This window comes from Variovorax sp. 38R (assembly GCF_014843395.1).
In the GTDB taxonomy this organism is placed as follows: domain Bacteria; phylum Pseudomonadota; class Gammaproteobacteria; order Burkholderiales; family Burkholderiaceae_C; genus Variovorax; species Variovorax paradoxus_H.
The window spans coordinates 5,195,920-5,219,383 of sequence record NZ_CP062121.1; the positions used below are offsets into that span (position 1 = coordinate 5,195,920).

At 67.4% G+C, this 23,464-nt stretch carries 22 protein-coding genes; 11 read left to right on the forward strand and 11 right to left on the reverse strand.

Annotated features, from left to right (window positions below; genetic code table 11):
- The first annotated feature begins 2 nt into the window (after positions 1 to 2).
- From IG196_RS24165 to IG196_RS24180, 4 genes are read left to right on the forward strand one after another with little or no spacing between them, the layout of a single operon-like run.
- The gene (locus tag IG196_RS24165) at positions 3 to 1,496 is read left to right on the forward strand and encodes an MBOAT family O-acyltransferase (protein ID WP_192193336.1); all 1,494 of its coding nucleotides are present in this window, start codon (positions 3 to 5) and stop codon (positions 1,494 to 1,496) included.
- Positions 1,497 to 1,502: 6 nt separating this feature from the next.
- Positions 1,503 to 2,531: a hypothetical protein gene (locus IG196_RS24170; RefSeq protein ID WP_192193337.1), complete on the forward strand. Its 1,029-nt coding sequence runs from the start codon at positions 1,503 to 1,505 to the stop codon at positions 2,529 to 2,531.
- Between the two features lie 36 nt (positions 2,532 to 2,567).
- Positions 2,568 to 3,323 (forward strand): cell division protein ZapD, encoded by a 756-nt coding sequence (zapD, locus tag IG196_RS24175; protein WP_101488967.1) that lies wholly within the window; start codon positions 2,568 to 2,570, stop codon positions 3,321 to 3,323.
- A gap of 8 nt (positions 3,324 to 3,331) precedes the next feature.
- Positions 3,332 to 3,541 carry a DNA gyrase inhibitor YacG gene (locus tag IG196_RS24180; RefSeq protein WP_374221081.1) on the forward strand — a complete coding sequence of 70 codons (210 nt, stop codon included), beginning with the start codon at positions 3,332 to 3,334 and terminating at the stop codon, positions 3,539 to 3,541.
- 43 nt (positions 3,542 to 3,584) lie between these two features.
- Here the strand turns inward: IG196_RS24180 and IG196_RS24185 are convergent, their stop codons facing one another.
- From IG196_RS24185 to secA, 5 genes are read right to left on the reverse strand one after another with little or no spacing between them, the layout of a single operon-like run.
- Positions 3,585 to 5,549 (reverse strand): acyltransferase family protein, encoded by a 1,965-nt coding sequence (locus IG196_RS24185; protein WP_192193338.1) that lies wholly within the window; start codon positions 5,547 to 5,549, stop codon positions 3,585 to 3,587.
- 37 nt (positions 5,550 to 5,586) lie between these two features.
- On the reverse strand, positions 5,587 to 6,036 hold the full coding sequence (locus IG196_RS24190) for an NUDIX domain-containing protein (protein ID WP_192193339.1): 450 nt from the start codon (positions 6,034 to 6,036) through the stop codon (positions 5,587 to 5,589).
- Entirely contained in the window at positions 6,033 to 6,908 is an 876-nt protein-coding gene (locus tag IG196_RS24195) for an ATP-binding protein (protein ID WP_099792377.1), read from the reverse strand. Before IG196_RS24195 ends, IG196_RS24190 begins: the two co-directional genes overlap by 4 nt.
- On the reverse strand, positions 6,905 to 8,134 hold the full coding sequence (argJ, locus tag IG196_RS24200; RefSeq protein ID WP_192193340.1) for a bifunctional glutamate N-acetyltransferase/amino-acid acetyltransferase ArgJ: 1,230 nt from the start codon (positions 8,132 to 8,134) through the stop codon (positions 6,905 to 6,907). The genes IG196_RS24195 and argJ overlap by 4 nt, the downstream gene beginning before the upstream one ends.
- A gap of 30 nt (positions 8,135 to 8,164) precedes the next feature.
- Positions 8,165 to 10,951 carry a preprotein translocase subunit SecA gene (gene secA / locus IG196_RS24205; protein ID WP_192193341.1) on the reverse strand — a complete coding sequence of 929 codons (2,787 nt, stop codon included), beginning with the start codon at positions 10,949 to 10,951 and terminating at the stop codon, positions 8,165 to 8,167.
- 204 nt (positions 10,952 to 11,155) lie between these two features.
- Between secA and IG196_RS24210 the strand changes: the two genes are divergently transcribed.
- Positions 11,156 to 11,464, forward strand: coding sequence for a DciA family protein (locus tag IG196_RS24210; RefSeq protein ID WP_056578205.1), 309 nt, complete (start codon positions 11,156 to 11,158; stop codon positions 11,462 to 11,464).
- Positions 11,465 to 11,485: 21 nt separating this feature from the next.
- On the opposite strand, the gene IG196_RS24215 is transcribed toward IG196_RS24210, so the two are convergent.
- From IG196_RS24215 to IG196_RS24230, 4 genes are all read right to left on the reverse strand, one after another.
- Positions 11,486 to 12,721, reverse strand: a complete 1,236-nt coding sequence (locus IG196_RS24215) for a pyridoxal-phosphate dependent enzyme (RefSeq protein WP_192193342.1) — start codon at positions 12,719 to 12,721, stop codon at positions 11,486 to 11,488.
- Between the two features lie 104 nt (positions 12,722 to 12,825).
- Positions 12,826 to 13,518, reverse strand: a complete 693-nt coding sequence (locus IG196_RS24220; RefSeq protein ID WP_192193343.1) for a hypothetical protein — start codon at positions 13,516 to 13,518, stop codon at positions 12,826 to 12,828.
- A gap of 82 nt (positions 13,519 to 13,600) precedes the next feature.
- Positions 13,601 to 14,608: a response regulator transcription factor gene (locus IG196_RS24225; RefSeq protein WP_101490217.1), complete on the reverse strand. Its 1,008-nt coding sequence runs from the start codon at positions 14,606 to 14,608 to the stop codon at positions 13,601 to 13,603.
- A 20-nt stretch (positions 14,609 to 14,628) separates the two neighbouring features.
- Entirely contained in the window at positions 14,629 to 18,279 is a 3,651-nt protein-coding gene (locus IG196_RS24230) for an ATP-binding protein (protein ID WP_225616774.1), read from the reverse strand.
- A 78-nt stretch (positions 18,280 to 18,357) separates the two neighbouring features.
- On the opposite strand from IG196_RS24230, the gene IG196_RS24235 reads away from it, so the two are divergent.
- From IG196_RS24235 to ureC, 4 genes are read left to right on the forward strand one after another with little or no spacing between them, the layout of a single operon-like run.
- Entirely contained in the window at positions 18,358 to 18,660 is a 303-nt protein-coding gene (locus IG196_RS24235; RefSeq protein ID WP_101488960.1) for an urease subunit gamma, read from the forward strand.
- A 34-nt stretch (positions 18,661 to 18,694) separates the two neighbouring features.
- Positions 18,695 to 19,291, forward strand: a complete 597-nt coding sequence (locus tag IG196_RS24240) for a HupE/UreJ family protein (protein WP_192193344.1) — start codon at positions 18,695 to 18,697, stop codon at positions 19,289 to 19,291.
- 7 nt (positions 19,292 to 19,298) lie between these two features.
- A complete protein-coding gene (locus IG196_RS24245; protein WP_192193345.1) occupies positions 19,299 to 19,604 on the forward strand; it encodes an urease subunit beta in 306 nt (101 codons plus the stop codon).
- 3 nt (positions 19,605 to 19,607) lie between these two features.
- Positions 19,608 to 21,326: an urease subunit alpha gene (ureC, locus tag IG196_RS24250; RefSeq protein WP_192193346.1), complete on the forward strand. Its 1,719-nt coding sequence runs from the start codon at positions 19,608 to 19,610 to the stop codon at positions 21,324 to 21,326.
- Between the two features lie 3 nt (positions 21,327 to 21,329).
- Here ureC and IG196_RS24255 read toward each other — a convergent pair whose 3' ends face one another.
- On the reverse strand, positions 21,330 to 21,734 hold the full coding sequence (locus tag IG196_RS24255) for a type II toxin-antitoxin system death-on-curing family toxin (protein WP_192193347.1): 405 nt from the start codon (positions 21,732 to 21,734) through the stop codon (positions 21,330 to 21,332).
- Positions 21,731 to 21,958 (reverse strand): AbrB/MazE/SpoVT family DNA-binding domain-containing protein, encoded by a 228-nt coding sequence (locus IG196_RS24260; RefSeq protein WP_153280319.1) that lies wholly within the window; start codon positions 21,956 to 21,958, stop codon positions 21,731 to 21,733. Before IG196_RS24260 ends, IG196_RS24255 begins: the two co-directional genes overlap by 4 nt.
- Before the next feature lie 72 nt (positions 21,959 to 22,030).
- Between IG196_RS24260 and ureE the strand changes: the two genes are divergently transcribed.
- Positions 22,031 to 22,627 carry an urease accessory protein UreE gene (gene ureE, locus IG196_RS24265; RefSeq protein ID WP_192193348.1) on the forward strand — a complete coding sequence of 199 codons (597 nt, stop codon included), beginning with the start codon at positions 22,031 to 22,033 and terminating at the stop codon, positions 22,625 to 22,627.
- 149 nt (positions 22,628 to 22,776) lie between these two features.
- Positions 22,777 to 23,448: an urease accessory protein UreF gene (locus IG196_RS24270; RefSeq protein WP_192193349.1), complete on the forward strand. Its 672-nt coding sequence runs from the start codon at positions 22,777 to 22,779 to the stop codon at positions 23,446 to 23,448.
- The last annotated feature ends 16 nt before the right edge of the window (positions 23,449 to 23,464 follow it).

Sequence of the window (23,464 nt, forward strand, 5' to 3'; positions counted from 1 at the left end):
AGATGCTTTTCAACTCGTATCCCTTCATTTTTGTCTATTTCCCGCTGGTCCTGATCGGGTTCTTCCTGATCGGCAAGCGCAACACCCGCGCCGCCGCCGGCTTCCTCGGACTGGCCTCGCTGTTCTTCTACGGCTGGTGGAGCGTGCAGGCCCTGCCGCTGCTGCTGGGCTCGATCTGCGTCAACTACTGGTTCGGCCTGCAGCTGACACCCGCGCCGGGCCGCAACGACCGCAAGCGCAAGACGCTGCTGATCACCGCGCTGGTGATCAACCTGGGCGTGCTCGCCGTCTTCAAGTACACCAATTTCTTCCTGGAAAACGTCGACGCCGGGCTGGTCGCAGCGGGTTTCACGCCGATCGACCTGGTGCACATCGTGCTGCCAATCGGCATCTCGTTCTATACCTTCACGCAGATCGCGTTCCTGGTCGACTGCTGGCAGGGCAAGGTGCACGAGCGCAGCTTCATCCACTACATGCTGTTCGTCACCTACTTCCCGCACCTGATCGCGGGTCCGGTGCTGCATCACGCGCAGATGATGCCGCAGTTCGCGAACCCCGCGACCTACCGCGTGGACCCGAACAAGGTCGCCATCGGCATTGCGATCTTCGTCTTCGGCCTGGCCAAGAAACTGCTGATCGCCGACCCCATGGGGCAGTACGCCGACCTGATGTTCAACGGCGTTCACAAGGGCATCGAGCCCACGCTGTACACCGCATGGTTCGGTGCGCTGGCCTACACGCTGCAGATCTATTTCGACTTCTCGGGCTACTCGGACATGGCCGTCGGCCTCTCGATGTGCCTGGGTGTGCAGCTGCCGCTCAACTTCCGCTCGCCCTACAAGTCGACCAACATCATCGAGTTCTGGCGCCGCTGGCACATCTCGCTGTCGACCTTCCTGCGCGACTACCTCTACGTGCCGCTGGGCGGCAACCGCAAGGGCCCGGCGCGGCGCTACCTGAACCTGTTCCTCACGATGCTGCTGGGCGGCCTGTGGCACGGCGCGGCCTGGACCTACGTGGTCTGGGGTGCGATGCACGGCGCGTTCCTGATGATCAACCACCTCTGGAATGCCAAGGTGCGTCGCAACGCCACCCCGGGCCGCATCGCGCGCGTGCTGGGCTGGCTGCTGACCTTCCTGTGCGTGGTGGTGGCCTGGATCGTCTTCCGCGCCGACGGCATGACCACGGCCATGTCCATCTACAAGGGCATGCTGGGCATGCATGGCGCGCCGGCGTCGGCGTTCAGCGAGTTCGGCAAGGTGCCGTTCCGCAAGCCCGAATTCTTCCAGCTCATGCTGGTGGCGATCGTCATCTGCCTGACGCTGCCGCCGACCATCACGCTGGAGCGCTGGATTCCCCATCCGAAGTCGATGGCCGGCCGCCCGGTGATGGCCCGCCTGTCGACCGCGGTGCTCGCCATCGGTACCTTCGCACTGTTCGCGTGGTGCGTTTCGAAGCTGGGCGGCTACAGCCCCTTCCTCTATTTCCAATTCTGATTCGACATGACGACGACGACGCCCGCGAAAGTCTGGCTGCGCTTCTTCCTCATCGGCTACTTCGTCCTGATGGCCCTGTGGATCATTTCGCTCACCAGTCCGGTCCCCTACGGCGACCTCACGCGCATCGGACGCCTGTCCGAACGCGAATTCGGCTGGCGCGACCCGCCGCCCAAGGTCGACCCTGTCTACCTCGCCAGCACGCCCATCGAACAGGCGGACGTGATGGTCGTCGGCGACAGCTTCTCCATGACGCACCGCTGGCAGTCCGTGCTCGCCAAGGCCGGCTACCGCGTCTCGACCTCCTACTGGGGCCAGTACGGCGAATCGCTGTGCGGCGACTTCAGCCAGTGGGTCCACGACTCCGGCTTCAAGGGCAAGCTGGTCATCATCGAGAGCGTGGAGCGCCTGCTGGACATGCGCATGCGCTACAGCGAGCGCTGCAAGGACGGCAAGACCATCTTCCCCTACAGCGCCAAGCCCGAGCCCCTGATCGAGCCCGACGAGACCGTGCCGGCCTTCGCGCCCAACTGGGAAGTGCAGTACATGACCGGCGTCGTCACCTACTACCACACCTGGAAGGCCAAGAACTCGCCGGTAGACACCTATTTCGACCGTGACACCTGGGTAAGGAAAGTACCCGACGGTTGCAAATTCTTCTCGCATCGCCAGTGCGACCGGATGCCGTTCTTCCAGGAAGACGAAGACAATGGCCCGTTGACCCCCGAGACGCTGGCGCGAATGAAGACCTTCACCCAGGCGCACAGCACCCTCCCGATCCTGTGGATGGTGGTGCCCAACAAGACGACGGTCTACATCAAGCCCGACTTCTCGAAAGACTTCGAAAGCGGCTTCCGCGACGCGAAGCTCGGCCCCGACCTTTACGCCTTCACCCGCGAAAAGCACACGCAGATCCGCGACTTCTACTTCTCGAACGACACGCACATGTCCATGCACGGACAGCTCGCACTCGGCGAGCGCATGCTGGCCGCCGTGCGCGAAGTGATGCCCACACCCCCTTCGAAATCGCCCTGAAGTTATGATTCCGCGACAGGAAACCGACAAATACGCGTGATCCTCTACGAGTACCCCTTCAACGAGCGCATCCGCACGTACCTGAGGCTGGAGCATCTGTTCCGCCGCCTCGGGGAACTGGTGCCCTCGGAATCGCCGCTTTCGCACCACTACGCCCTGGTCACGATTTTCGAGATCATGGATGTGGCGGCGCGCGCCGACCTCAAGGCCGACGTGCTGCGCGACCTCGACAAGCACAAGAACGTCTTCAACAGCTACCGGGGCAATCCGGCCATCGCCGAGACGGTGCTGAACCAGGTCGTCGACCAGCTCGAACGCAACTTCAGCGCGCTCAACGGCGTGGCCGGCAAGGCGGGACAGTCACTCACCGAGAACGAGTGGCTCATGAGCATCCGCAGCCGCGCCGGCATTCCGGGCGGCACCTGCGAATTCGACCTGCCCGCCTACTACGCGTGGCAGCACCGCGCACCGCCCAGCCGCCGCGCCGACCTGGAGCGCTGGTCGAACACGCTGTCGCCACTGGCCTCGTCGATCTACCTGCTGCTCAAGCTGCTGCGCGACGCCGACGTGCCCTACAAGGTGATCGCCACGCATGGGCAGTTCCAGCAGAACCTGCCGCAGGGGCGCAGCTTCCAGCTGCTGCGACTGCGCATCGATCCCAAGCTGGGCCTCGTCCCGGAAATCAGCGGCAACCGACTCATGGTCTCCGTGCGGCTCATGCGGCACGAAGCCGACGACCGCCTGCACGCGAGCACACAAGACACCCCCTTCGAACTGACCCTCTGCGCATGAGGCCCGGTGTGAGCAAGAAGAAAGAAGACGAACGCATCGTCCGCTGCCCGAACTGCGGCGGCGACAGCATCTACGCCGAGCGCAACCCGTTCCGGCCGTTCTGCAGCGCACGCTGCAAGGGCATCGACTTCGGCGCCTGGGCCAGCGAGGAGTTCAGGATGCCCGCCGAAGCGCCGCCCGACGAAGAGCCTTTCGGCGATCCCAAGCTGACGCAATAGCCTGGGTTGCCCGGCACCGCAGCCCCAGGCTGCGGGCTCGCCGTCAGTTGGCCGTCGCGGGCTGCACGCCCTCTTCCAGGAACACCTTGTCCAGGTAAGTCGCGAACTGCCGCGTGAACGCAGGCCGCAGATGGCCGTGGTCCTTGTAGGCCGGCGCACCGTCGGGCATCGTCCGCGGGCACTGGCCGTCCTTGCACAGGGCGCCCAGCACGTCGATCGCTTCCGCACCGCTGGCAGCCGCGATCTGCAGGAGCCGCTGGTTGAGCTTCAACTGGTCGGCGGGCGCAGGCGCTGTCGGCGAATTCCCCACCACCGTCAGCGTGCGCAGGCGGCTGCCCTCGATCATGCGGCGAGGTTCGAAATCGTCGCCCAGCGCGTTGTCGAGCAACAGATAAACCTTTTTCTTCTGCTTGACCAGCTCGGTCACCCACGCCTGCAGCGCCACCAGCGAGGGCTCGATGCCGGCGCGATCGCCGCGGGTCAGGGAGAGCGACGCGCCGTTCTCGCGCAGCACGTAGTCCAGCGGGAACTCGCCCGTGAAGTAGCAGTTCCAGCAGCTCCCGATCACCACGGTGTCGATCTGTGGGTCGCGCGCCATCGCCATCCACTGGTCGCGGGCCGGGCCGCAGCCGGGGTTCTGCTCGGCGAAGACGTTCGGAATCGCCGGGCATGCGCCGTAGGTGAAGAAGTACGTGGTCGCCATGCGCTCGGGCGCGATGCGCGCCAGCTCTGCGGCACGGGGGCCGTATTCGATGACGTGGCTGTCGCCGATCAGCAGCACCTTGCGGGCGCCGTTGCCGATGCGGTTCACCGCGTACGGTCCGACGTTTTCCGAGGAGAAGCCACTGTAGTAGTCGCCGTCCACCGTCGCATCGGTCACCTTCTGCAGCAGCTCGCTGTTGTGGCGCGCCGGCAGGCCATTCATCACGGCCACGCCGGCCACGGCCACGAAGGCACCCGTTCCCACGAGCGTGCGCAGCATGCCCACGCCGAGGCGGGCGCGCGTGAACCGTTCGATGAAGCGGTAGGTCAGCCAGGCCAGCAGCACGCTCGACACCACCATCGTCACGCGCGTGCCCACCGACGGCTCCGCGCCCTTGACGATCCGCGCGTACACCAGCAGCGGCCAGTGCCACAGGTACAGCGGATAGCTGATGAGGCCGATCCACACCATCGCGCGGTTCGAGAGGAAATACTTGTTCAGCACGCCCGTCGGGCCGGCCGCGATGCAGCTCACCGCGCCCAAGGTCGGCAGCAGTGCCCACCAGCCGGGGAAGGCCTTGTCGCTGCGGATCATCACGAGGCCGAGCACGATCAGGCCCACGCCCAGCACCGACTGCACATGGCTGCGCCAGACGTTCGGCACCGACGGCTTGAGCCGCATGCAGGCCAGGATGCCGCCCACCATCAGCTCCCAGAAGCGCGAGGCCGGCGAGTAGAAGGCGGCCGTGCGAAACGGGTGGATCGTCGTCACGTTGATGAGGAACGACACCACCGCCAGCACCCACAACACCCGCACGATCGGCCAGCGCCGACGCCAGGCCAGGCCGAGCAGCAGCGGCCAGAAAATGTAGAACTGCTCTTCGATGCCCAACGACCACAGGTGCAGCAGCGGCTTGGTCTCGGCGGCCGTGTCGAAGTAGCCGGCCTCGCTCCAGAAGACGAAGTTGGCCACGAAGCCCACGCCGCCCAGCGCCTGCTTGCCCAGCTCGAGGAATTCCTTGTTCAGCAGCACGTACCAGCCGAAGGCGAGCACGCCCGTCAGCACCAGCATCAGCGCCGGGAAGATGCGGCGAATGCGCCGCGCATAGAAATCGCGGTAGCTGAAATCGCCGGCCGCGTGGCTCTGCATGATGATCGTCGTGATCAGGAAGCCCGAGATCACGAAGAAGATGTCGACGCCGATAAAGCCGCCGGGCAGCAGCTTCGGAAACGCGTGGAAGATGACCACCGAGGCCACGGCCACGGCGCGCAAGCCGTCGATGTCGGCACGGTACTTGGGATGCATATCTCTTACTTCTCGACCACGGTCGTGCCGTGCGTCGTCAGGCGACGGTCGACACCGCCTCGGCGGCCGACGCGGGCAGGCCGCGCTCCTCGACCAGCCACGCCAGCACCGGCAGCGCGCCCGGCAACACCGGCGCCACGTCGAGCGGCAGTTGCTGCCAGGCCATGGCCTGGCTCTCGCGCATTTCGAATTCGCCGGTCCAGTCCGTCACCTTGCACCAGTGCAGGCGCACCAGCGCGTGCGGGTAGTCGTGCTCCGTGACCTTCCAGACCTCGGCACCGCCGATGGTGATGCCCAGTTCTTCCTGCAGCTCGCGGCGCAGGGCTTCTTCAACCGTTTCACCGGCCTCGATCTTGCCGCCCGGAAACTCCCAGTAGCCCGCGTAGGCCTTGCCTTCGGGCCGCGTGGTGAGCAGCAGCGCATCGTCGGCCAACCGGATCAGCACGCCGACGGCCACTTCGGTGTGCTTGCGTGGCGTCTCGCTCACGCGCCGGCCCGCCCTGCGTAGTCACGCGCGAACTGGTAGGCCACGCGACCGCTGCGCGAGCCGCGCTCCAGCGCCCACACGAGCGCCTCGGGCCGTGCCGCCGCAATGGCTGCGTCGTCGACGCCGAACGACGAGAGCCACTGGCCCACGATCGTCAGGTATTCGTTCTGGCTGAAGGGATAGAAGCTCACCCAGAGGCCGAAGCGTTCCGACAGCGAAATCTTCTCTTCGATCACTTCGCCCGGATGCACCTCGCCGTCGTCCGTGTGCTTGTACGTGAGGTTGTCCTTCATGTACTCGGGCAGCAGGTGGCGCCGGTTGCTGGTCGCGTAGATCAGCACGTTGGGCGTCGAGGCGGCAATCGAGCCGTCAAGGATCGACTTGAGCGCCTTGTAGCCCGGCTCGCCCTCGTCGAAGCTCAGGTCGTCGCTGAAGACGATGAACTTCTCGGGACGCTGCGACACCACCTCGACGATGTCCGGCAGGTCGACCAGTTCGGCCTTGTCGACTTCGATCAGGCGCAGGCCCTGCGGTGCATAGGCCTGCAGGCAGGCGCGAATCAGCGACGACTTGCCCGTGCCGCGTGCGCCGGTCAGCAGCACGTTGTTGGCCGGCTTGCCTTCGACGAACTGGCGCGTGTTGCGCTCGATCTTTTCCTTCTGGACGTCGATTTCCTTGAGCGAATCGAGCGCCATCGTGGCCACGTGCTTCACGGGCTCCAGCACGCCATGGCCGGAGTTGCGACGGCGGTAGCGCCAGGCGATCGATGCATTCCAGTCGGGAGGGGCCGACAGCGGTTGCGGCAGGATCGATTCGATGCGGCCGATGAGCTGCTCGGCGCGCTCGATCAGCTTCTGAAACTGCTCGTTCATGACCGGTAGTCGGCGTTGATGGTCACGTACTCGTGGCTGAAGTCGCAGGTCCACACGGTTTCGCTGGCGGTGCCGCGGCCCAGGCCGATGCGCACGGTGATTTCGCTCTGCTTCATCACGCGCTGGCCGTCTTCCTCGCGGTACGACGGGTTGCGCCCGCCCTTCACGGCCACGTGCACGCCGTCCAGGAACAGGTCGATGCCGGTCTGGTCGAGGTCGGCAATGCCGGCATAGCCGACGGCCGCCAGGATGCGGCCCAGGTTCGGGTCGCTGGCGAAGAAAGCGGTCTTGACCAGCGGCGAATGCGCCACGGCGTACGCCACCTGACGGCACTCGGCCGTGTCCTTGCCGCCGTCGACCTGGATGGTGATGAACTTGGTCGCGCCTTCGCCGTCGCGCACGATGGCTTGCGCCAGCAGGCGGGCCACGTCGCGCATCGCGGCCACGAGCGCCTGGCCGTCGGCCGAGTCGAGCGAGGTGATGGTCGCGTGCGCGGCCTTCTGCGTGGCGATGACCACGAACGAGTCGTTGGTCGAGGTGTCGCCGTCGATGGTCACGCGGTTGAACGAGGCATCGGCCAGCTGCTTGGCCAGCGGCTGGATCAGCGACGGGTCGATCTTCGCGTCGGTCGCCATGAAGCCGAGCATGGTCGCCATGTTCGGGCGGATCATGCCGGCGCCCTTGCTGATGCCGGTGATGGTGACCGTGGCACCGCCGATCTGCACCTGACGGCTGAACGCCTTCGGGATCGTGTCGGTGGTCATGATGCCTTCGGCGGCACGGCCCCAGTTGTTCTCCGACGCGTCGGCCAGCGCGGCCGGCAGGCCGGCTTCGATGCGGTCCACGGGCAGCGGCTCCATGATCACGCCGGTCGAGAACGGCAGGATCTGCTCGGGTGCCAGCTCCAGGTGGCGCGCCAGCGCGATGCAGGTCGAGCGCGTGCGCATCAGGCCGTCTTCGCCGGTGCCGGCGTTGGCATTGCCGGTGTTGATCACCATCGCGCGGATGCCGTAGTTGGCCGCCAGGTGGTCGCGGCAGACCTGCACGGGCGCGGCGCAGAAACGGTTCTGCGTGAACACGCCGCCGACCGCCGAACCTTCGTCGATCAGCACGACGGTCAGGTCCTTGCGGTTGGCCTTGCGCACGCCGGCTTCGGCCACGCCGATGCGGACGCCGGGCACCGCGAACAGGGCGGCGGGATCGGGAGCGGACAGGTTCACGGGCATGGAATTTCTCTCAATGAAAGGTGCGGGGCTTCAGCTCAGCTTGCCGTGGCACTGCTTGTACTTCTTGCCGCTGCCGCAGGGGCAGGGGTCGTTGCGGCCGACGCGCGCAAAGGCGGCGGCTTCGGCGCTCAGGGCGCCCGTGCCGACGGCCGCGAGACGGCGCTGGTTCTCTTCGTCGACGCGCACTTCGACCTCGCCCGTCTCGGTGGGCGCGGTGTAGGTGATGTTCGAGACGTTCTCGCCGCGGCTTTCCATTTCTTCGGCCGCCTGCTCGAGTTGTTCGCCCGACTGCACGCGCACCGTCATGAGCTGGCGCGTGACTTCGTTCTTCACCGAGTCGAGCAGCTGGCCGAAGAGTTCGAAGGCCTCGCGCTTGTATTCCTGCTTGGGCTGCTTCTGCGCGTAGCCGCGCAGGTGGATGCCCTGGCGCAGGTAGTCGAGCGAGGCCAGGTGTTCGCGCCAGTGGGTGTCGATGCTCTGCAGCAGCACCATGCGCTCGAACTGGGTGAAGTTCTCCTGGCCGATCAGCGTGACCTTGGCGTCGAAGCTCTCGTTGGCGTAGGCCACGATCTTCTCGACCACTTCTTCGTCGGAGATGGCATCGGCGGCCTCGACCTGCTGCTTGAGCGGCATGTCGATGCCCCACTCGCTGAACAGGCTCTTCTCGAGATTCTCGAGGTCCCACTGCTCTTCGACCGATTCGCGCGGCACGTACTGGCGCGCGAGATCGGTGAAGCAGCCTTCGCGCAACGCGGCGATCTGCGCCGTGAGGTCGGCCGCGTCGAGGATGTCGTTGCGCTGCTGGTAGATCACCTTGCGCTGGTCGTTCGACACGTCGTCGTACTCGAGCAGCTGCTTGCGGATGTCGAAGTTGCGCGCCTCGACCTTGCGCTGCGCGCTCTCGATGCTGCGCGTGACGATGCCGGCCTCGATGGCTTCGCCGTCGGGCATCTTCAGGCGGTCCATGATCGCCTTCACGCGGTCGCCCGCGAAGATGCGCATCAGCGGATCGTCCAGGCTCAGGTAGAAGCGCGACGAACCCGGGTCGCCCTGGCGGCCCGAACGGCCGCGCAACTGGTTGTCGATGCGGCGCGATTCGTGGCGTTCGGTGGCAATGATGCGCAGGCCGCCCAGCGACTTCACGAACTCGTGGTCCTTGGTCCATTCGGCGCGCACGTGGGCGATGTCGGCCTCTTTGGTGGCGGCGTCGCGACCTTCGTCGTTCTCGATCGCCTCGATCATCTTCTCGATGTTGCCGCCCAGCACGATGTCAGTGCCGCGGCCGGCCATGTTGGTCGCGATGGTGATCATCTTCGTGCGACCGGCCTGCGCCACGATGTCGGCTTCGCGGGCGTGCTGCTTGGCGTTCAGCACCTGGTGCGGCAGGCCTGCCTTCTCGAGCAGGGCGTCGATGATTTCCGAGTTTTCGATCGACGAGGTGCCCACCAGCACCGGCTGGCCGCGCTCGTAGCACTCGCGGATGTCCTGGATGGCCGCTTCGTACTTCTCGCGCGTCGTCTTGTAGACGCGGTCGAGCTGGTCGTCGCGCTTGCTGATGCGGTTCGGCGGAATGATCGTGGTCTCGAGACCGTAGATTTCCTGGAACTCGTAGGCCTCGGTGTCGGCCGTGCCGGTCATGCCGGCCAGCTTGCCGTACAGGCGGAAGTAGTTCTGGAAGGTGATCGAGGCCAGCGTCTGGTTCTCGGCCTGGATCTCGACGCCTTCCTTGGCTTCGACGGCCTGGTGCAGGCCGTCGCTCCAGCGGCGACCGCTCATGAGGCGGCCGGTGAATTCGTCGACGATGACCACTTCGCCCTGCTGCACCACGTAGTGCTGGTCGCGGTGGTACAGGTGGCGGGCACGCAGCGCGGCATTCAGGTGATGCATCAGCGTGATGTTGGCCGGGTCGTACAGCGACGCGCCTTCGGGAATCAGCTTCAGTTCGCCCAGGATGCGCTCGGCGTTCTCGTGGCCGTCTTCGGTCAGGAACACCTGGTGGGTTTTCTCGTCGACCGTGAAGTCGCCGGGCACCGTGACGCCCTCGCCCGTGCGCGGATCGGCTTCGCCTTCCTGCTTCGTGAGCAGCGGCACCACCTTGTTGATCGCCAGGTACAGGTCGGTGTGGTCTTCGGCCTGGCCGCTGATGATCAGCGGCGTGCGGGCCTCGTCGATCAGGATGGAGTCCACCTCGTCGACGATCGCGAAGTTCAGGCCACGCTGCACCCGGTCGCCGGGCTCGTAGACCATGTTGTCGCGCAGGTAGTCGAAGCCGTACTCGTTGTTGGTGCCGTACGTGATGTCGCTGCCGTAGGCGCCCTGCTTCTCTTCGCGCGGCATCTGCGGCAGGTTGATGCCGACCGACAGGCCCAGGAAGTTGTACAGGCGGCCCATCCAGGTCGCGTCGCGATTGGCCAGGTAGTCGTTCACCGTGACCACGTGCACGCCCTTGCCGGACAGCGCGTTCAGGTACACGGGCAGCGTGGCGGTCAGCGTCTTGCCTTCGCCGGTGCGCATTTCGGAGATCTTGCCGTTGTGCAGCGCCATGCCACCGAGCAGCTGGACGTCGAAGTGGCGCATCTTCATGACGCGCTTGGAACCTTCACGCACGGTGGCGAAGGCTTCGGGCAACAGGTCGTCGAGGCTTTCGCCCTTGGCGACGCGGTCCTTGAATTCCTGCGTCTTGGCGCGCAGCGCGTCGTCGCTGAGCTTTTCGAACTCGGGTTCGAGCGCATTGATGCGCGTCACCGTCTTGCGATACTGCTTGAGGAGCCGGTCGTTGCGACTGCCGAAGATCTGGGTCAGGAAGTTGGTTGCCATGGGCGTGGAGAGGGGCGGGCACCTGACACGACAGGCACTGCGACCGGATTCCCTAAGATATGGTGAAAGCAGTTGGGCGCACCTTCTTCGAATGCAAGCTTGGCAAGTCTCGAAGTCGGATGGCCCCGTTCCGGAACAAACGCCGACGCAAGCGTCGGCAAACCGGGCATTTTAGCTGTCTTGTTTCTAACCCCTGGATTACCCATGTATCGCCGACTTCCCCCCGCCATTTCACTGCACGAAGCTGCGGCAGGCGCCCCCACCCTGGGGAGCCTGATGGCGCGCGCGCGGGACACCGCGGAGCGGCTGAAAGCCATCGAAGGGTTGATTCCGCCAGCCATGCGCGCGGCCATCCAGCCGGGGCCGGCCGAGGGCGACGTGTGGTGCCTGCTGGTCAAGGGCAGCGCTGCGGCCGCCAAGCTGCGCCAGCTGTCGCCGATGCTGGTCACGCGCCTGAAGAACCGGGGCTGGGACGTCGCGACGATCCGCATCAAGGTGTACACGGGGCGCTGAGCCCCGGGGCCGCACACCGCTTCAAGCGGCAACAGCGCGATCGGGCCAGCTCGGATCGCTCGACGCGTCGGAGGTCAGCACCAGCACGACGTGCGCATCGGCCGCGATGGTCTCGGCCTCGCGCAGTTGCCGCACCGCCCCCAGGCCCGCCGCCGCCGCCAGCTCGGCGCTCACGCCGGCCGCGGTGAGCAGCCGCCGCGCCGCGCGAGCCTCGTCGTCGCCCACCACCACGGCGCCGCCGCCGCTGGCCGTAGCGGCCTGCCATTGCAGATACGTGACGGTCGCGCCCGCGCTCGACAGCTGCGCCGTGCGACCGGGATAGCTGCCGTTGAGCGCCCCGCCCCCGAGCACGCGCGACAGCCGCGGGAAAGGCTCGACCAGCCACATCCGCGGCAGGCGCGCGATGCGCCCCGCCGCCAGCAGGTCGCGAAAGCCGGCGTAGATGCCCCAGGCCATGTCGCCGCGCCCGGTCGGCACCACGACGTGGTCGGGCAGGCCGCCGTCCTGCAGGCACTCTTCGGCGATGGCCTTGTAGCCCTCCACGCCCAAGGGTGCGCTGCCGAGCGCCGGCAGGCGGTAGTTGGAGAGCGCGAAATAGCCGGGGTACTGCGAGCGTTCGCGCACGAAGCCCCAGCGGCCGGTGTTGTCCGCGAACACGTAGCGCCGCGCGCCCAGTGCGTCGAGCTGGCGCGCATAGGTCGCGGGCATCGCCTCGTACGTGGCCACTTCGCAGCCAAGCCCCGCGGCCCAGGCGTAGTGCGCCGCCGACACCGCCGTGTTGCCCGACGAGGCCAGCACCAGCGTGTGGGCGCCGGCGTCCAGCGCCTGCGCCACGCCCATCGCGGTCAGCCGGTCTTTGGGCGAGCCGGTGGGGTTACGCGATTCGTCCTTGATGCTCAGACGCGCCACGCCGAACTGCTGCGCCAGCTCGGGCATATCGTGCTGCGGCGTGTTCCCCTCGCCGAGCGAAAAGCCCTGCACATACGGCATCGGCACCACGTCCGCGCCGCCGGGCCGGTAGCTCGCGCGCAGCCCGACGTGAAAGCCGGCCTGCCGGCAGGCCGGGCAGCCGTCGTTGGCGAGCGTGACCGGGTACAGCGTGTCGCAGCGCAGGCACTGCAAACCCTGCAAGCGCGGATTGCGCTCCGGCGTGAACGAGCGGCCGAGCACCCCGGCCGGCCGGCCCGGCAGGAAGGTCTGCGCGGGGCTCTCCGGCGGTGCGGTGAACTTGAAGTCCAGAACGGGCGATGGGGTCACGGATCGTTGACTCGTTAATAAATGTGACGGAATCTTATTCAAAATCAACCAAATCCACGATACGGGAGTTCATCCCATTGCAGTGGATTTCAGTTTCTCTTCACTTATTTCCAGGTGAATTCGTGGTTCAGCCCGATCACCACGCCGCGCACGCCCTGCGGCCCAGTGCGCGACGTGCTGATGTCGAGGCTGATCAGCGGCGTCAGGCTGAAGCGGCCGCCCACGCGCGAGGTCCACACGCCCCCTGCCCGGTGGCGCTCCGCGATCAGCGACACGGCATCGTTCAGCGCCCACTCCACCGCCAGGCCGCCGCGCGGCGTGCGCGCGCCGGTGCCCAGCGCCCAGTCGGCGCCCAGGTTGGCGTGGAACTGCAGGCTCTCGGTGGGCCGCCAGGTGAGCGGCACGACCAGCTGGCCGCCCCAGCGACCGCCGCGCCGCAGGTCGGCCACCGCGCCCATCGACACGGCGGCGCTGAACGGCGCGTCGGCGGCCGTCCCGGCAAAGGTCCATTTGAGTTGCGGGCCGCCCGTGACCGAGTGGACGCCCTGCGCCGAGAGCCGGTCGACGTTCAGCCCCAGCTCGACCGGGCCGACCCGGCAGGCCGGTCCGACATGGAAGCCCGTCGTGACCGGCTCGGCGCCGCTGCGGCCCCACCAGGTTTCGTACTGGCACTGGCCGGGATCGAGCGTGCCGGCATCGTCGACATCGAAGTGGCCGGCGGCCTGCGCGCCGAGGCCCGGCAGCGCCGCGCATGCAACGAGCAGCAGGCGTGCGGCGCGTTTGTTGTTGTTCTTCATCTCGTGCTTCCCTCAGAGAGCCCTGCCTCATTCTAGGAAGCCGGAAAGTCCACGCCATGACGCGCCGCCGCTCTCGCACCCTTCAGAACTCGAACTGCGGCTGCAGCTCGCGGATGCGCTTGATCGCCACGCCCGCCGCTGCCGTGCGCGTCTCGACGCCCAGCTTCACGTACACGCGCTCCAGGTGCTTCTTGGCGGTGGCCGGGCTGCTGCCGAGGATCTCGCCGATGTCCTTGTTGGTCTTGCCCTTGACGACCCAGTACAGCACCTCGGCCTCGCGTGCCGTGAGCTTCAGGCTCAGGCTCATGGCCTCGATGACGGCGGTGTCGGACACCTCGCGCATGACGATCATCCATTCGTCGCCGGCATCGTCCTCGCCGGTCTGGCGGTGCAGCCGCAGGCTCAGGCTGCGCGCGCCCTGCGCGATGACCAGCGCGGGCGGCTCGATGCCCCGCGCGCGGGCTTCGGGCGCGTGCTGGCGCAGCCAGTCAAGCACGGCCGGCGGCGTCTCGGGCGCCTGCGTTTCGCAGTAGCGCGACAGCAGGTCGCGCGCCAGCGCCGTCTGCCAGATCAGCCGTCCCTCGGGCAGCCGCACCGTGATGCTCGCGTAGCCGAAGGCGTCGAGTGCGTTGCGCGCCTGCCCGGCCTGGTGCGCCTCCTGCCGCGCGCGGCGGGCGCCCTGCAGGTGCACGTTCATGCGCGCCAGCACCTCCTTCGGCTTGATCGGCTTGGTGACGTAGTCGACGCCGCCCGCCTCGAGCGCGGCCACGAGGTGCTCGGTCTCGGTGAGGCCGGTCATGAACACGATGGGAATGTGCGCGGTGGCCGCATCGGCCTTGAGCCGGCGCGCCACCTCGAAGCCATCGATGCCCGGCATCATGGCGTCGAGCAGCACGATGTCGGGGCGCGCCTGCGCGGCGCGCTGCAGCGCCTGCTCGCCGTTGGTGGCGATGAGCACGGTGTAGCCCGATTCGTCGAGCGCGTCGTGCAGCACGGCGAGGTTGTCGGGCACGTCGTCGACGATCAGCACCAGGTCGCCGTGGGCGCCCTGCTGTTCACGCAGCGTGCGGGCGAGCGGCGAAGTGAGCATGGTCGGTGGAGACAAAAGAGTCATGCGGCGCCCTCGGCGGCTTCGGCCAGTGCGCGGCCCATGGCCTCGAACTGGAACTGGCGGGCCAGCGCACGCTGGGCCTCGGTCCACGCGGCGCACTGGGGCTGCGCGGCGTCGATGTCGTCGAGCTGGTTCATGATGCCGCGAAAGTAGCCCAGGCTCACCGCTTCGTCGAGTGCACGCAGGCGCGCCAGCGACGGTGGCTGCATCGCGCGCGGCGCGGCCACGGCGGGCGCGGGCCGCGCGGCGGTGTCGGTCCATTGCAGGGCGAGCCGGCGCTCCAGCCAGTCGAGCAGTTCGGTATGGCGCACGGGCTTGACGAAGAAGTCTTCGGGCGCAATGCCCACGTCGTTGTCGAGCCCCTTGTCGAAGGCGTTGGCCGAGACGATGGCCACCGACGCTTCGGCGAGCCCCAGCTTGCGCGCGCGGCGGATGGTCTCCCAGCCGTCGATGCCGGGCATCGCGAGGTCGACGAACATGGCGTCGGGCCGGTAGCCCGCGGCGATGAGGTCCAGCGCGTCGTGCCCGCTGGCCGCGCTGCGCAGCTCGAAGCCCAGCGGCGCGAGCACATGGCCCAGCAGCTCGCGGTCGGCCTCCTCGTTGTCGACCACCAGCAGGCGCCGCCGCGCGCCCTCGTAGCCGCGCCGCGCGCGCGGCACTGGTGCGATGCGCACGACACCCGCCACCGCCTCGTGCACCCGCGGCAGGAACAGCCGCACGCAGAACAGCGAGCCCTCTCCCGGCGTGCTGCGCACCTTCATCTCGCCGCCCATCAGGTCGGTCAGCATCTTCGCGATGGTCAGGCCCAGGCCTGCGCCGGGCGCCGACGACACCGCCGCGTGGCCGCGCGCAAAGGGCTCGAAGATGCGCTCGATGTCGGCGTCCGTCATGCCCGGCCCGGTGTCTTCGATCTCGATGGCGGCGAACTCGCGTGCATAGGAAATGCGCAAGGTCACCTGCCCCGCCGCCGTGAACTTGATCGCGTTGCCCAGCAGGTTGATGAGGATCTGGCTCACGCGCTTCTCGTCGGCGCGCACCACGTCGGGCAACGCACCGGCCGCCTCGAAGCGAAAGCGCAGGCCCTTCTCGGCCGCCTGCAGCTCGAACATGTCGGCCAGCTCGCGCATGGCGTCGGCAAAGCGCATGGGCCGCGCGTCGAGCGTGAGCTTGCCGGCCTCGATGTGGGCGATGGCCAGCGTGCCCTCGATGAGCGACAGCAGGTGCTCGCCGCCACGCTTGATGACGGCCACCGCCTGCTGGCGGTGCGGCGGCACCGAGTGGTCTTCGCCCATGAGCTGCGCGTAGCCCAGGATGCTGTTGAGCGGCGTGCGCAGCTCGTGGCTGATGGCGCTGATGTAGCGGCTCTTGGCCTGGTTCGCGAGGTCCGCCGCGCGCCGCGCCTGGTCGGCCGCGAGCTTGGCGTGCTCGGCAATCTCACGGGCTTCTTCGGCGCTTTGCTTGGCGTCCTGCAATGCGCGGTCGGTTTCGCGGTGCAGGGCGATCTCTCGCACCAACAGATGGGTCTGGCGATTTGATTCTTCCTGCGCCACCTTGCGGCTCTGGTGCGCCAGCACCAGCCACCACGCGACGATGCCCGCGATGACCAGCAACGCCATGTAGGCCTTCAGAAAACCCGAGCGCAGCGACGCCTGCTGCACGGCCGCCAGCGCCCCGGCCACGTCGGCCTGCGCCGCCAGCGCCAGCGCGCCCTCGCTCAGGGCCCGCAGCTCCTGCTGGTAGAGCACGCCGAACACCACCGCCAGCAGCGGCACGATCACCAGCATCAGCAGCAGGAAGTGCCCGAGCCCCGTGTCGAGGTAGCGCCAGCTGCGGCGCGGCAGCAGCCAGCGCAGCACGCCAGACCACTGCGCCGACAGGCTCGCGTGCGGCTTGCACAGGTCGCCGCAGCGCGCGTCGAGCGTGCAGCACAGCGAGCAGATCGCGCCCTGGTAGGCCGGGCAGTGCGCCATGTCGGGCCCTTCGTACTCGCGCTCGCAGATCACGCAGTGCTGCACCTTCAACCGCTGGTAGCTGCCGCCGTCGTCTGGCGCCGATTCGACCCGCGCCCAGCGCACCTTGCGCCCGCCCGCGGCCGGCGCGAACAGCACCGAGCCGCCCACATCGGAGGTCCGCGCGAGGTAGTACTTGCCGCCCGTGGCCCACGCCAGCAGCGGCGAGGCGACCAGTGCCGTGCCGAGCGCGATCAGCGCCGAGAAGGCCTGCGCCAGCGGCCCGAACACGCCCAGGTGCGCCGTGATCGACAGCACCGACGCCAGCGCCATCGCGCCCACGCCCACGGGGTTGATGTCCCACAGGTGCGCGCGCTTGAACTCGATGCCCGGCGGCGACAGCCCCAGCGGCTTGTTGATGACCAGGTCGGCCACCACGGCCATCATCCAGGCGATGGCGATGTTGGCGAACAGGCCCAGCACGTCGCCCAGCGCCTCGAACACGTTCATCTCCATCAGCATGAAGGCGATGAGCGCGTTGAACACCACCCACACCACGCGCCCCGGGTGGCTGTGCGCCACGCGCGAGAAGAAATTGCTCCAGGCCAACGAGCCCGCATAAGCGTTCGTCACGTTGATCTTCAGCTGCGAGATCACCACGAACAGCGCCGTCGCCGCCACCGCCCAGCCGTAGTTCGGGAACACGTACTCGTAGGCCGCCAGGTACATCTGATTCGGATCGACCGCGCGCTCGACCGGCACCATGTGCGTGATCGCCAGGTAGGCCAGCGCCGCCCCGCCCAGCATCTTGACCACGCCGAGCACCACCCAGCCCGGCCCGCCCGCCAGCACGCCGGCCCACCAGCGGCGCGCCGAGCCCGCGGTGCGCGCGGGCATGAAACGCAGGTAGTCGGCCTGCTCGCCCATCTGCGTGATGAGCGCGATGCCGACCGTCAGCGCAGCACCGAACAGGTGCAAGTTGAATCCCTGGGCGCCCGACTTCGCCCCGCTGTAGTGCGTGATGCCCGCGAACGCACCAGGATCGCGCACGAGCACGAAGACAAAGGGCACCACCAGCATCAGCAGCCACAGCGGCTGTGTCCACAGCTGCAGCCGGCTGATCACCGACACCCCGTGCGTGACCAGCGGAATCACCACCAGCGCGCACACCAGGTAGCCCCACACCGGCGGAATGCCCAGCGCCAGCTCGAGCGCATAGGCCATCACGGCCGCCTCGAGCGCAAAGAAGATGAAGGTGAAGCTCGCGTAGATCAGCGAGGTGAGCGTGGAGCCGATGTAGCCAAAGCCCGCGCCACGCGTGAGCAGGTCCATGTCCAGCCCGTAGCGCGCCGCGTACACGCTGATCGGCAGCCCCGCCAAGAAGATGATGAGCCCCGTGACGAGGATCGCCCAGAAGGCATTGGCAAAACCGTACTGCACCAGCAGCGTGGCGCCGACCGCCTCCAGCACCAGGAACGACGCCGCCCCGAACGCCGTGTTGGCCACCCGCCATTCGGACCATTTGCGAAAGCGCTGCGGCGTGTAGCGCAGCGCGTAGTCCTCCAGCGTTTCGCTCGCGACCCAGCTGTTGTAGTCGCGCCGCACCTTCACGATGCGCTGGGGCGCGTCGTCGGGAAGGAGGGGGGATTCGGCGGAACTCACACCGTTTCGGTGCAGCTTCCGTGCCACCGAGTACGGCATTTGGCGAACAGGGCACGACTGTTGCAAAGAGATTGGCTTGCCCATAATCACCGACCGCCACCCGACGAAGCCGCCGCCATGGAACTGACCCCGCGCGAAAAAGACAAGCTGCTGATCTTCACGGCCGCCCTGCTGGCCGAACGCCGCAAGGCGCGCGGGCTCAAGCTCAACTACCCCGAAGCCATCGCGCTGATCACCGCCGCCGTGATGGAAGGCGCCCGCGACGGCAAGAGCGTTGCCGAGCTGATGAGCGAGGGCCGCAGCGTGCTCACCCGCGCCGACGTGATGGACGGCATCGCCGACATGATTCCCGACATCCAGGTCGAAGCCAGCTTTCCCGACGGCACCAAGCTCGTGACCGTCCACCAGCCGATCGTCTGAAGAACCTCCGCCACAAGAAGAGAAAGATCCCGCCATGCGCTTCGCAAAGACCTCCGCCTTGCTCGTCACCCTCCTGCTGCCGCTGGCCGCCAGCGCCCACACCGGCGTCGACGGCGGCGTGCACCACGGCTTCGTGACCGGCTTCATGCACCCGCTGACCGGCGCCGACCACCTCGCGGCGATGGTCGCGGTCGGCCTGTGGAGCGCGCTGGTCGCGCGCCGCGCCTGGCCCGACCTGCTGTGGGCGCCATTGGCCTTCGCGGGCATGCTGCTCGCGGGTGCGCTGGCCGGGCTGGCCGGCGTGCAGCTCCCGGCCGTCGAGCCGATGATCGCCGCGTCGCTGCTGGTGCTGGGCCTCCTGGTCGCCACGCGCGTGCACCTGCCGGCCGACGTCGCCATGGCCGTCGCGGGCCTGTTCGCCGTCTTCCACGGCGTGGCGCACGGCCACGAGCTGGCGGGCGAGCACGGCGCCGCCCTCACGCTGGCCGGCATGGTCAGCGCCACGCTGCTGCTGCACGCGGCCGGCATTGCGCTGGGCTGGGCACTGCGCCATGCCAACGCGTGGCTGCCGCGCGTGGCCGGTGCCGCCGTCGTTGCCCTCGGCGCCACGCTGCTGGCCCAGGCGGTCTGAGGCGGCCATGACGCCCGGCGAACTCCTCATCGACGACGGCGAGCACACGCTCAACCCCGGCCGCCGCGCCCTCACGCTGGTCGTGCGCAACACGGCCGACCGGCCGATTCAGGTCGGCTCGCACTACCACTTTGCCGAAACCAACGGCGCGCTCGACTTCGACCGCGCTGCCGCGCGCGGCATGCGGCTGAACATCGCCTCGGGCGCCGCGGTGCGCTTCGAGCCAGGCCAGCAGCGCACGGTCGCGCTGGTCGATTTTTCCGGCGATCGCATCGTCTACGGCTTTCGCGGCCTGGTTCAAGGAAAGCTCTAAAACATGGCCACCATCGGGCGACGCGCCTACGCAGAAATCTTCGGCCCCACCGTGGGCGACCGGGTCCGTCTCGCGGACACCGACCTGCTGATCGAAGTGGAAGCCGACTACACGCTGCGTGCCGGCGGCTACGGCGAAGAGGTGAAGTTCGGCGGCGGCAAGACGATCCGCGACGGCATGGCGCAGTCGCAGCGCACGCGCGCCCAGGGCGCCGTCGACACGGTCATGACCAACGCCCTCATCCTCGACCACTGGGGCATCGTCAAAGCCGACATCGGCCTGAAAGATGGCCGCATCGCCGCCATCGGCAAGGCCGGCAACCCCGACGTGCAACCGGGCGTGGACATCGTCATCGGCCCGGGCACCGAGATCATCAGCTGCGAAGGCACCATCGTCACCGCGGGCGGCATCGACAGCCACATCCACTTCATCTGTCCGCAGCAGATCGAGGAGGCGCTGGCCTCGGGCGTGACGACCATGCTCGGCGGCGGCACCGGCCCGGCCACCGGCACCTTCGCGACCACCGCCACACCCGGCCCCTGGCACATCGAACGCATGCTGCAGGCGGCCGATGCGTTCCCGATGAACCTGGGCTTCCTCGGCAAGGGCAACGCCAGCCTGCCCGACGCGCTGCACGAGCAGATCGAGGCCGGCGTCATGGGCTTGAAGCTGCATGAAGACTGGGGCACCACGCCCGCGGCCATCAGCAACTGCCTGGACGTGGCCGACGCCACCGACACGCAGGTGGCGATCCACAGCGACACGCTCAACGAATCGGGCTTTGTCGAGAACACCATTGCCGCCGTGGGCGGGCGCGCCATCTGCGCCTTCCACACCGAGGGCGCGGGTGGCGGCCATGCGCCCGACATCCTGCGCGTGGTGGGCGAGGCCAACTTTCTGCCCTCGTCGACCAACCCGACGATGCCCTACACCGTGAACACGCTCGACGAGCACGTCGACATGCTCATGGTGTGCCACCACCTCGATGCCGGCATCGCCGAAGACCTGGCCTTTGCCGAATCGCGCATCCGCAAGGAAACCATCGCCGCCGAAGACGTGCTGCACGACCTGGGCGCGATCAGCATGTTCAGCTCCGACAGCCAGGCCATGGGCCGTGTCGGCGAGGTGGTGATCCGCACCTGGCAGACCGCGCACAAGATGAAGCAGCAGCGCGGCGCGCTGCCCGAAGACAGCGAACGCAACGACAACTTCCGCGTGCGGCGCTACGTCGCCAAGTACACGATCAACCCGGCCCTCGCGCACGGCATTGCGCACGAAGTCGGTTCGATCGAAGTCGGCAAGTGGGCCGACCTCGTGGTCTGGAAGCCGGCCTTCTTCGGCGTGAAGCCCTTCACCATCATCAAGGGCGGCACCATCGCGATGGCCGCGATGGGCGACCCCAGCGCGTCGATTCCCACGCCGCAGCCGGTGCACTTCCGGCCGATGTTCGGCGCCTACGGCGGCTCGCTGGCCAAGAGCTCGCTGACCTTCGTCTCGCAGGCCGGACTGGCCGCGGGCATAAAGGAACGCTACGGCCTGAGCAAGCACCTCAGCGCGGTAAAGAACATCCGCAACGTGCGCAAGCAGGACCTGATCCACAACGGCTACACGCCGAAGATGGAGATCGACGCGCAGACCTACGCGGTGCGCGCCGACGGCCACCTGCTGACCTGCGAGCCGGCCAAGGTGCTGCCGATGGCGCAGCGGTACTTCCTGTTCTGAATGTCAGGCCTGTTGCGGCACCACGTGATCGCGAATCCATTGAGCGAAAGTTTCCTCCTCGACCTCACCGGCCGCGAGTGCAAGCACTTTGAGCACGCAATCCTCGTCCGACGCAGTGAACTCGAATCCATTGAGGTCGAGAAACACCTCCATCGCCACGAATGCCGTCCGCTTGTTGCCATCCACGAAGGGATGGTTGCGCGCGATGCCAAACGCGTAGCAGGCGGCCAGCGCCGCGGCATCGGGGGATTCGTACAGCGCCCGATGCTGAGGCCGACCCATCGCAGAAGCGAGCATGCCTTCGTCGCGAATTCCCGCGGGCCCGCCGTGTTCGGCGAGTTGTTCCTCGTGCACCAACGCCATGAGTTTGGCACTGAGCCACACCCAAGGCTGGTTGGCGGCCGTCATTTGGCGAGCTCACGCAGGACGTTGCGGCGCTTCTTCATGACGCGTCGCGCCGCTTCCATTTGCTGCTCGAATGCTTCGTCGTACGGCGTGATGTTGAAGCCGCCGTTCGAGGCCTTCGTGACGTAAAGCGTGTCGCCCTTGCCCACATTCATGCTCGACAGCAATTCCTTGGGCAGGATGACGCCAACCGAATTGCCGATCTGAGTGACTTTGATAGCGGACATGATTTCGCTCCGAAGAACAAAAGTTATAACAAACGTTATATTAGCCGGTCAAACTTGGAGTCGCAACCCGCCATGCTCACCGCCAACAAACTCATGCCCCAGGGCCGCGGCCTCGCGCCCGTGCTGCTCAAGCGTGCCGCCACCGTCGAACTCGACTGGGACGTGCGCCAGAAAAGCCGTTTCGACGCCACCGACTCGCAGGGCCGGCAGATCGGCATCTTCCTGCCGCGCGGCACCGCGGTGCGCGGCGGCGACGTGCTGGTCGCGGAAGACGGCTCACTCGTGCGTGTGATCGCGGCGCCGCAGCCGGTGCTGCGCATCACGCACTGCACGGCCCACGGCACGCCCTTCGACCTGACGCGCGCCGCCTACCACCTGGGCAACCGGCATGTGCCGATCGAGCTCAAGCCCGATCACCTGAAGATCGAACCCGACCACGTGCTGGCCGACATGCTGCGCTCGATGCACCTGATCGTCGTCGCGGTCGAGGAAGCCTTCGAGCCCGAAGGCGGCGCGTACGGATCGCAAGGGCACTCGCACGGCGGCCACAGTCACGACCACGGCCATGACCATGACCATGACCACGGACATTCCCACGGCAAGAGCGGCCCGAAGCCACTCGTGCTCGCCCCCGAACTGCTCGACGACGATCACGGCCACTCGCATTGAAATGACCCACCGCCCTTCCCGTGCGCAGGACACTGGGTGCTTCCCGCAGCGAAATCAAGGAGGAGGGCGAAGCCCGGGGGACATTCGCGGAGGGAAGTACCCGGTGGCCTGCGCACACGCCCCGAACAGCGGCGCACGCCAGTAAACAAATGCCAACCCCCCACAGCCTCCTCCAGCTCATCTGGCTCGCCTCCCCCGCCCTGCCGGTCGGCGGCTTCTCGTACTCCGAAGGCATCGAAGCCGCGGTCGAATGGGCCGGCATCAATTCCGAGGCCAGTGCCACCGAGTGGCTCTCCGACCAGCTGCACCTGAGCTTCGCCCGCGGCGACCTTGCATTGGCAGCCCAGGCCATCGCCGCCTGGCGCGCAGGAGACGCACAGCGCATCCGCACCCTCAACGACTGGGTGCTGCACACCCGCGAATCCGCCGAGTTCTTCCTGCAGACCGAGCAGATGGGCCGCTCCTTCGTCGAGTGGCTGAAGCTGCACCATGCCGACACGGCTGAGATCTTCGCCGGCCTGCCCGCGACCTACCCCGTGGCCTTCGCGTTCGCGGCCAGCCGCACCGAAGCGACCGTGCAAGACGGCTGCCTGGCCTTCGCCTTCGGCTGGGCCGAGAACATGGTCGCCGCCGCCGTCAAGGCCGTGCCGCTCGGCCAGAGCGCGGGCCAGCGCATCCTGGCGCGGCTCGCGAACGAAATTCCTGCGGCCGTCGACCGTGCGATGACCCTGAGCGACGACGAGCGCCAGGCCTTCGCGCCCCTGCTGGCCGTGTTGTCGGCCCGCCATGAAACACAATATTCCCGCCTCTTCCGAAGCTGACCGAACCGGACTTTTC

Bases quoted from the DNA above. Each gene is read 5' to 3' on its own strand.
- IG196_RS24165 (WP_192193336.1), top strand. From the start codon at position 3: ATGCTTTTCAACTCGTATCCCTTCATTTTTGTCTATTTCCCGCTGGTC.
- IG196_RS24170 (WP_192193337.1), top strand. From the start codon at position 1,503: ATGACGACGACGACGCCCGCGAAAGTCTGGCTGCGCTTCTTCCTCATC.
- IG196_RS24185 (WP_192193338.1), bottom strand. From the start codon at position 5,549: ATGCATCCCAAGTACCGTGCCGACATCGACGGCTTGCGCGCCGTGGCC.
- IG196_RS24195 (WP_099792377.1), bottom strand. From the start codon at position 6,908: ATGAACGAGCAGTTTCAGAAGCTGATCGAGCGCGCCGAGCAGCTCATC.
- argJ (WP_192193340.1), bottom strand. From the start codon at position 8,134: ATGCCCGTGAACCTGTCCGCTCCCGATCCCGCCGCCCTGTTCGCGGTG.
- secA (WP_192193341.1), bottom strand. From the start codon at position 10,951: ATGGCAACCAACTTCCTGACCCAGATCTTCGGCAGTCGCAACGACCGG.
- IG196_RS24210 (WP_056578205.1), top strand. From the start codon at position 11,156: ATGTATCGCCGACTTCCCCCCGCCATTTCACTGCACGAAGCTGCGGCA.
- IG196_RS24220 (WP_192193343.1), bottom strand. From the start codon at position 13,518: ATGAAGAACAACAACAAACGCGCCGCACGCCTGCTGCTCGTTGCATGC.
- IG196_RS24225 (WP_101490217.1), bottom strand. From the start codon at position 14,608: ATGCTCACTTCGCCGCTCGCCCGCACGCTGCGTGAACAGCAGGGCGCC.
- IG196_RS24230 (WP_225616774.1), bottom strand. From the start codon at position 18,279: ATGCCGTACTCGGTGGCACGGAAGCTGCACCGAAACGGTGTGAGTTCC.
- IG196_RS24235 (WP_101488960.1), top strand. From the start codon at position 18,358: ATGGAACTGACCCCGCGCGAAAAAGACAAGCTGCTGATCTTCACGGCC.
- IG196_RS24240 (WP_192193344.1), top strand. From the start codon at position 18,695: ATGCGCTTCGCAAAGACCTCCGCCTTGCTCGTCACCCTCCTGCTGCCG.
- IG196_RS24245 (WP_192193345.1), top strand. From the start codon at position 19,299: ATGACGCCCGGCGAACTCCTCATCGACGACGGCGAGCACACGCTCAAC.
- ureC (WP_192193346.1), top strand. From the start codon at position 19,608: ATGGCCACCATCGGGCGACGCGCCTACGCAGAAATCTTCGGCCCCACC.
- IG196_RS24255 (WP_192193347.1), bottom strand. From the start codon at position 21,734: ATGACGGCCGCCAACCAGCCTTGGGTGTGGCTCAGTGCCAAACTCATG.
- IG196_RS24260 (WP_153280319.1), bottom strand. From the start codon at position 21,958: ATGTCCGCTATCAAAGTCACTCAGATCGGCAATTCGGTTGGCGTCATC.
- ureE (WP_192193348.1), top strand. From the start codon at position 22,031: ATGCTCACCGCCAACAAACTCATGCCCCAGGGCCGCGGCCTCGCGCCC.
- IG196_RS24270 (WP_192193349.1), top strand. From the start codon at position 22,777: ATGCCAACCCCCCACAGCCTCCTCCAGCTCATCTGGCTCGCCTCCCCC.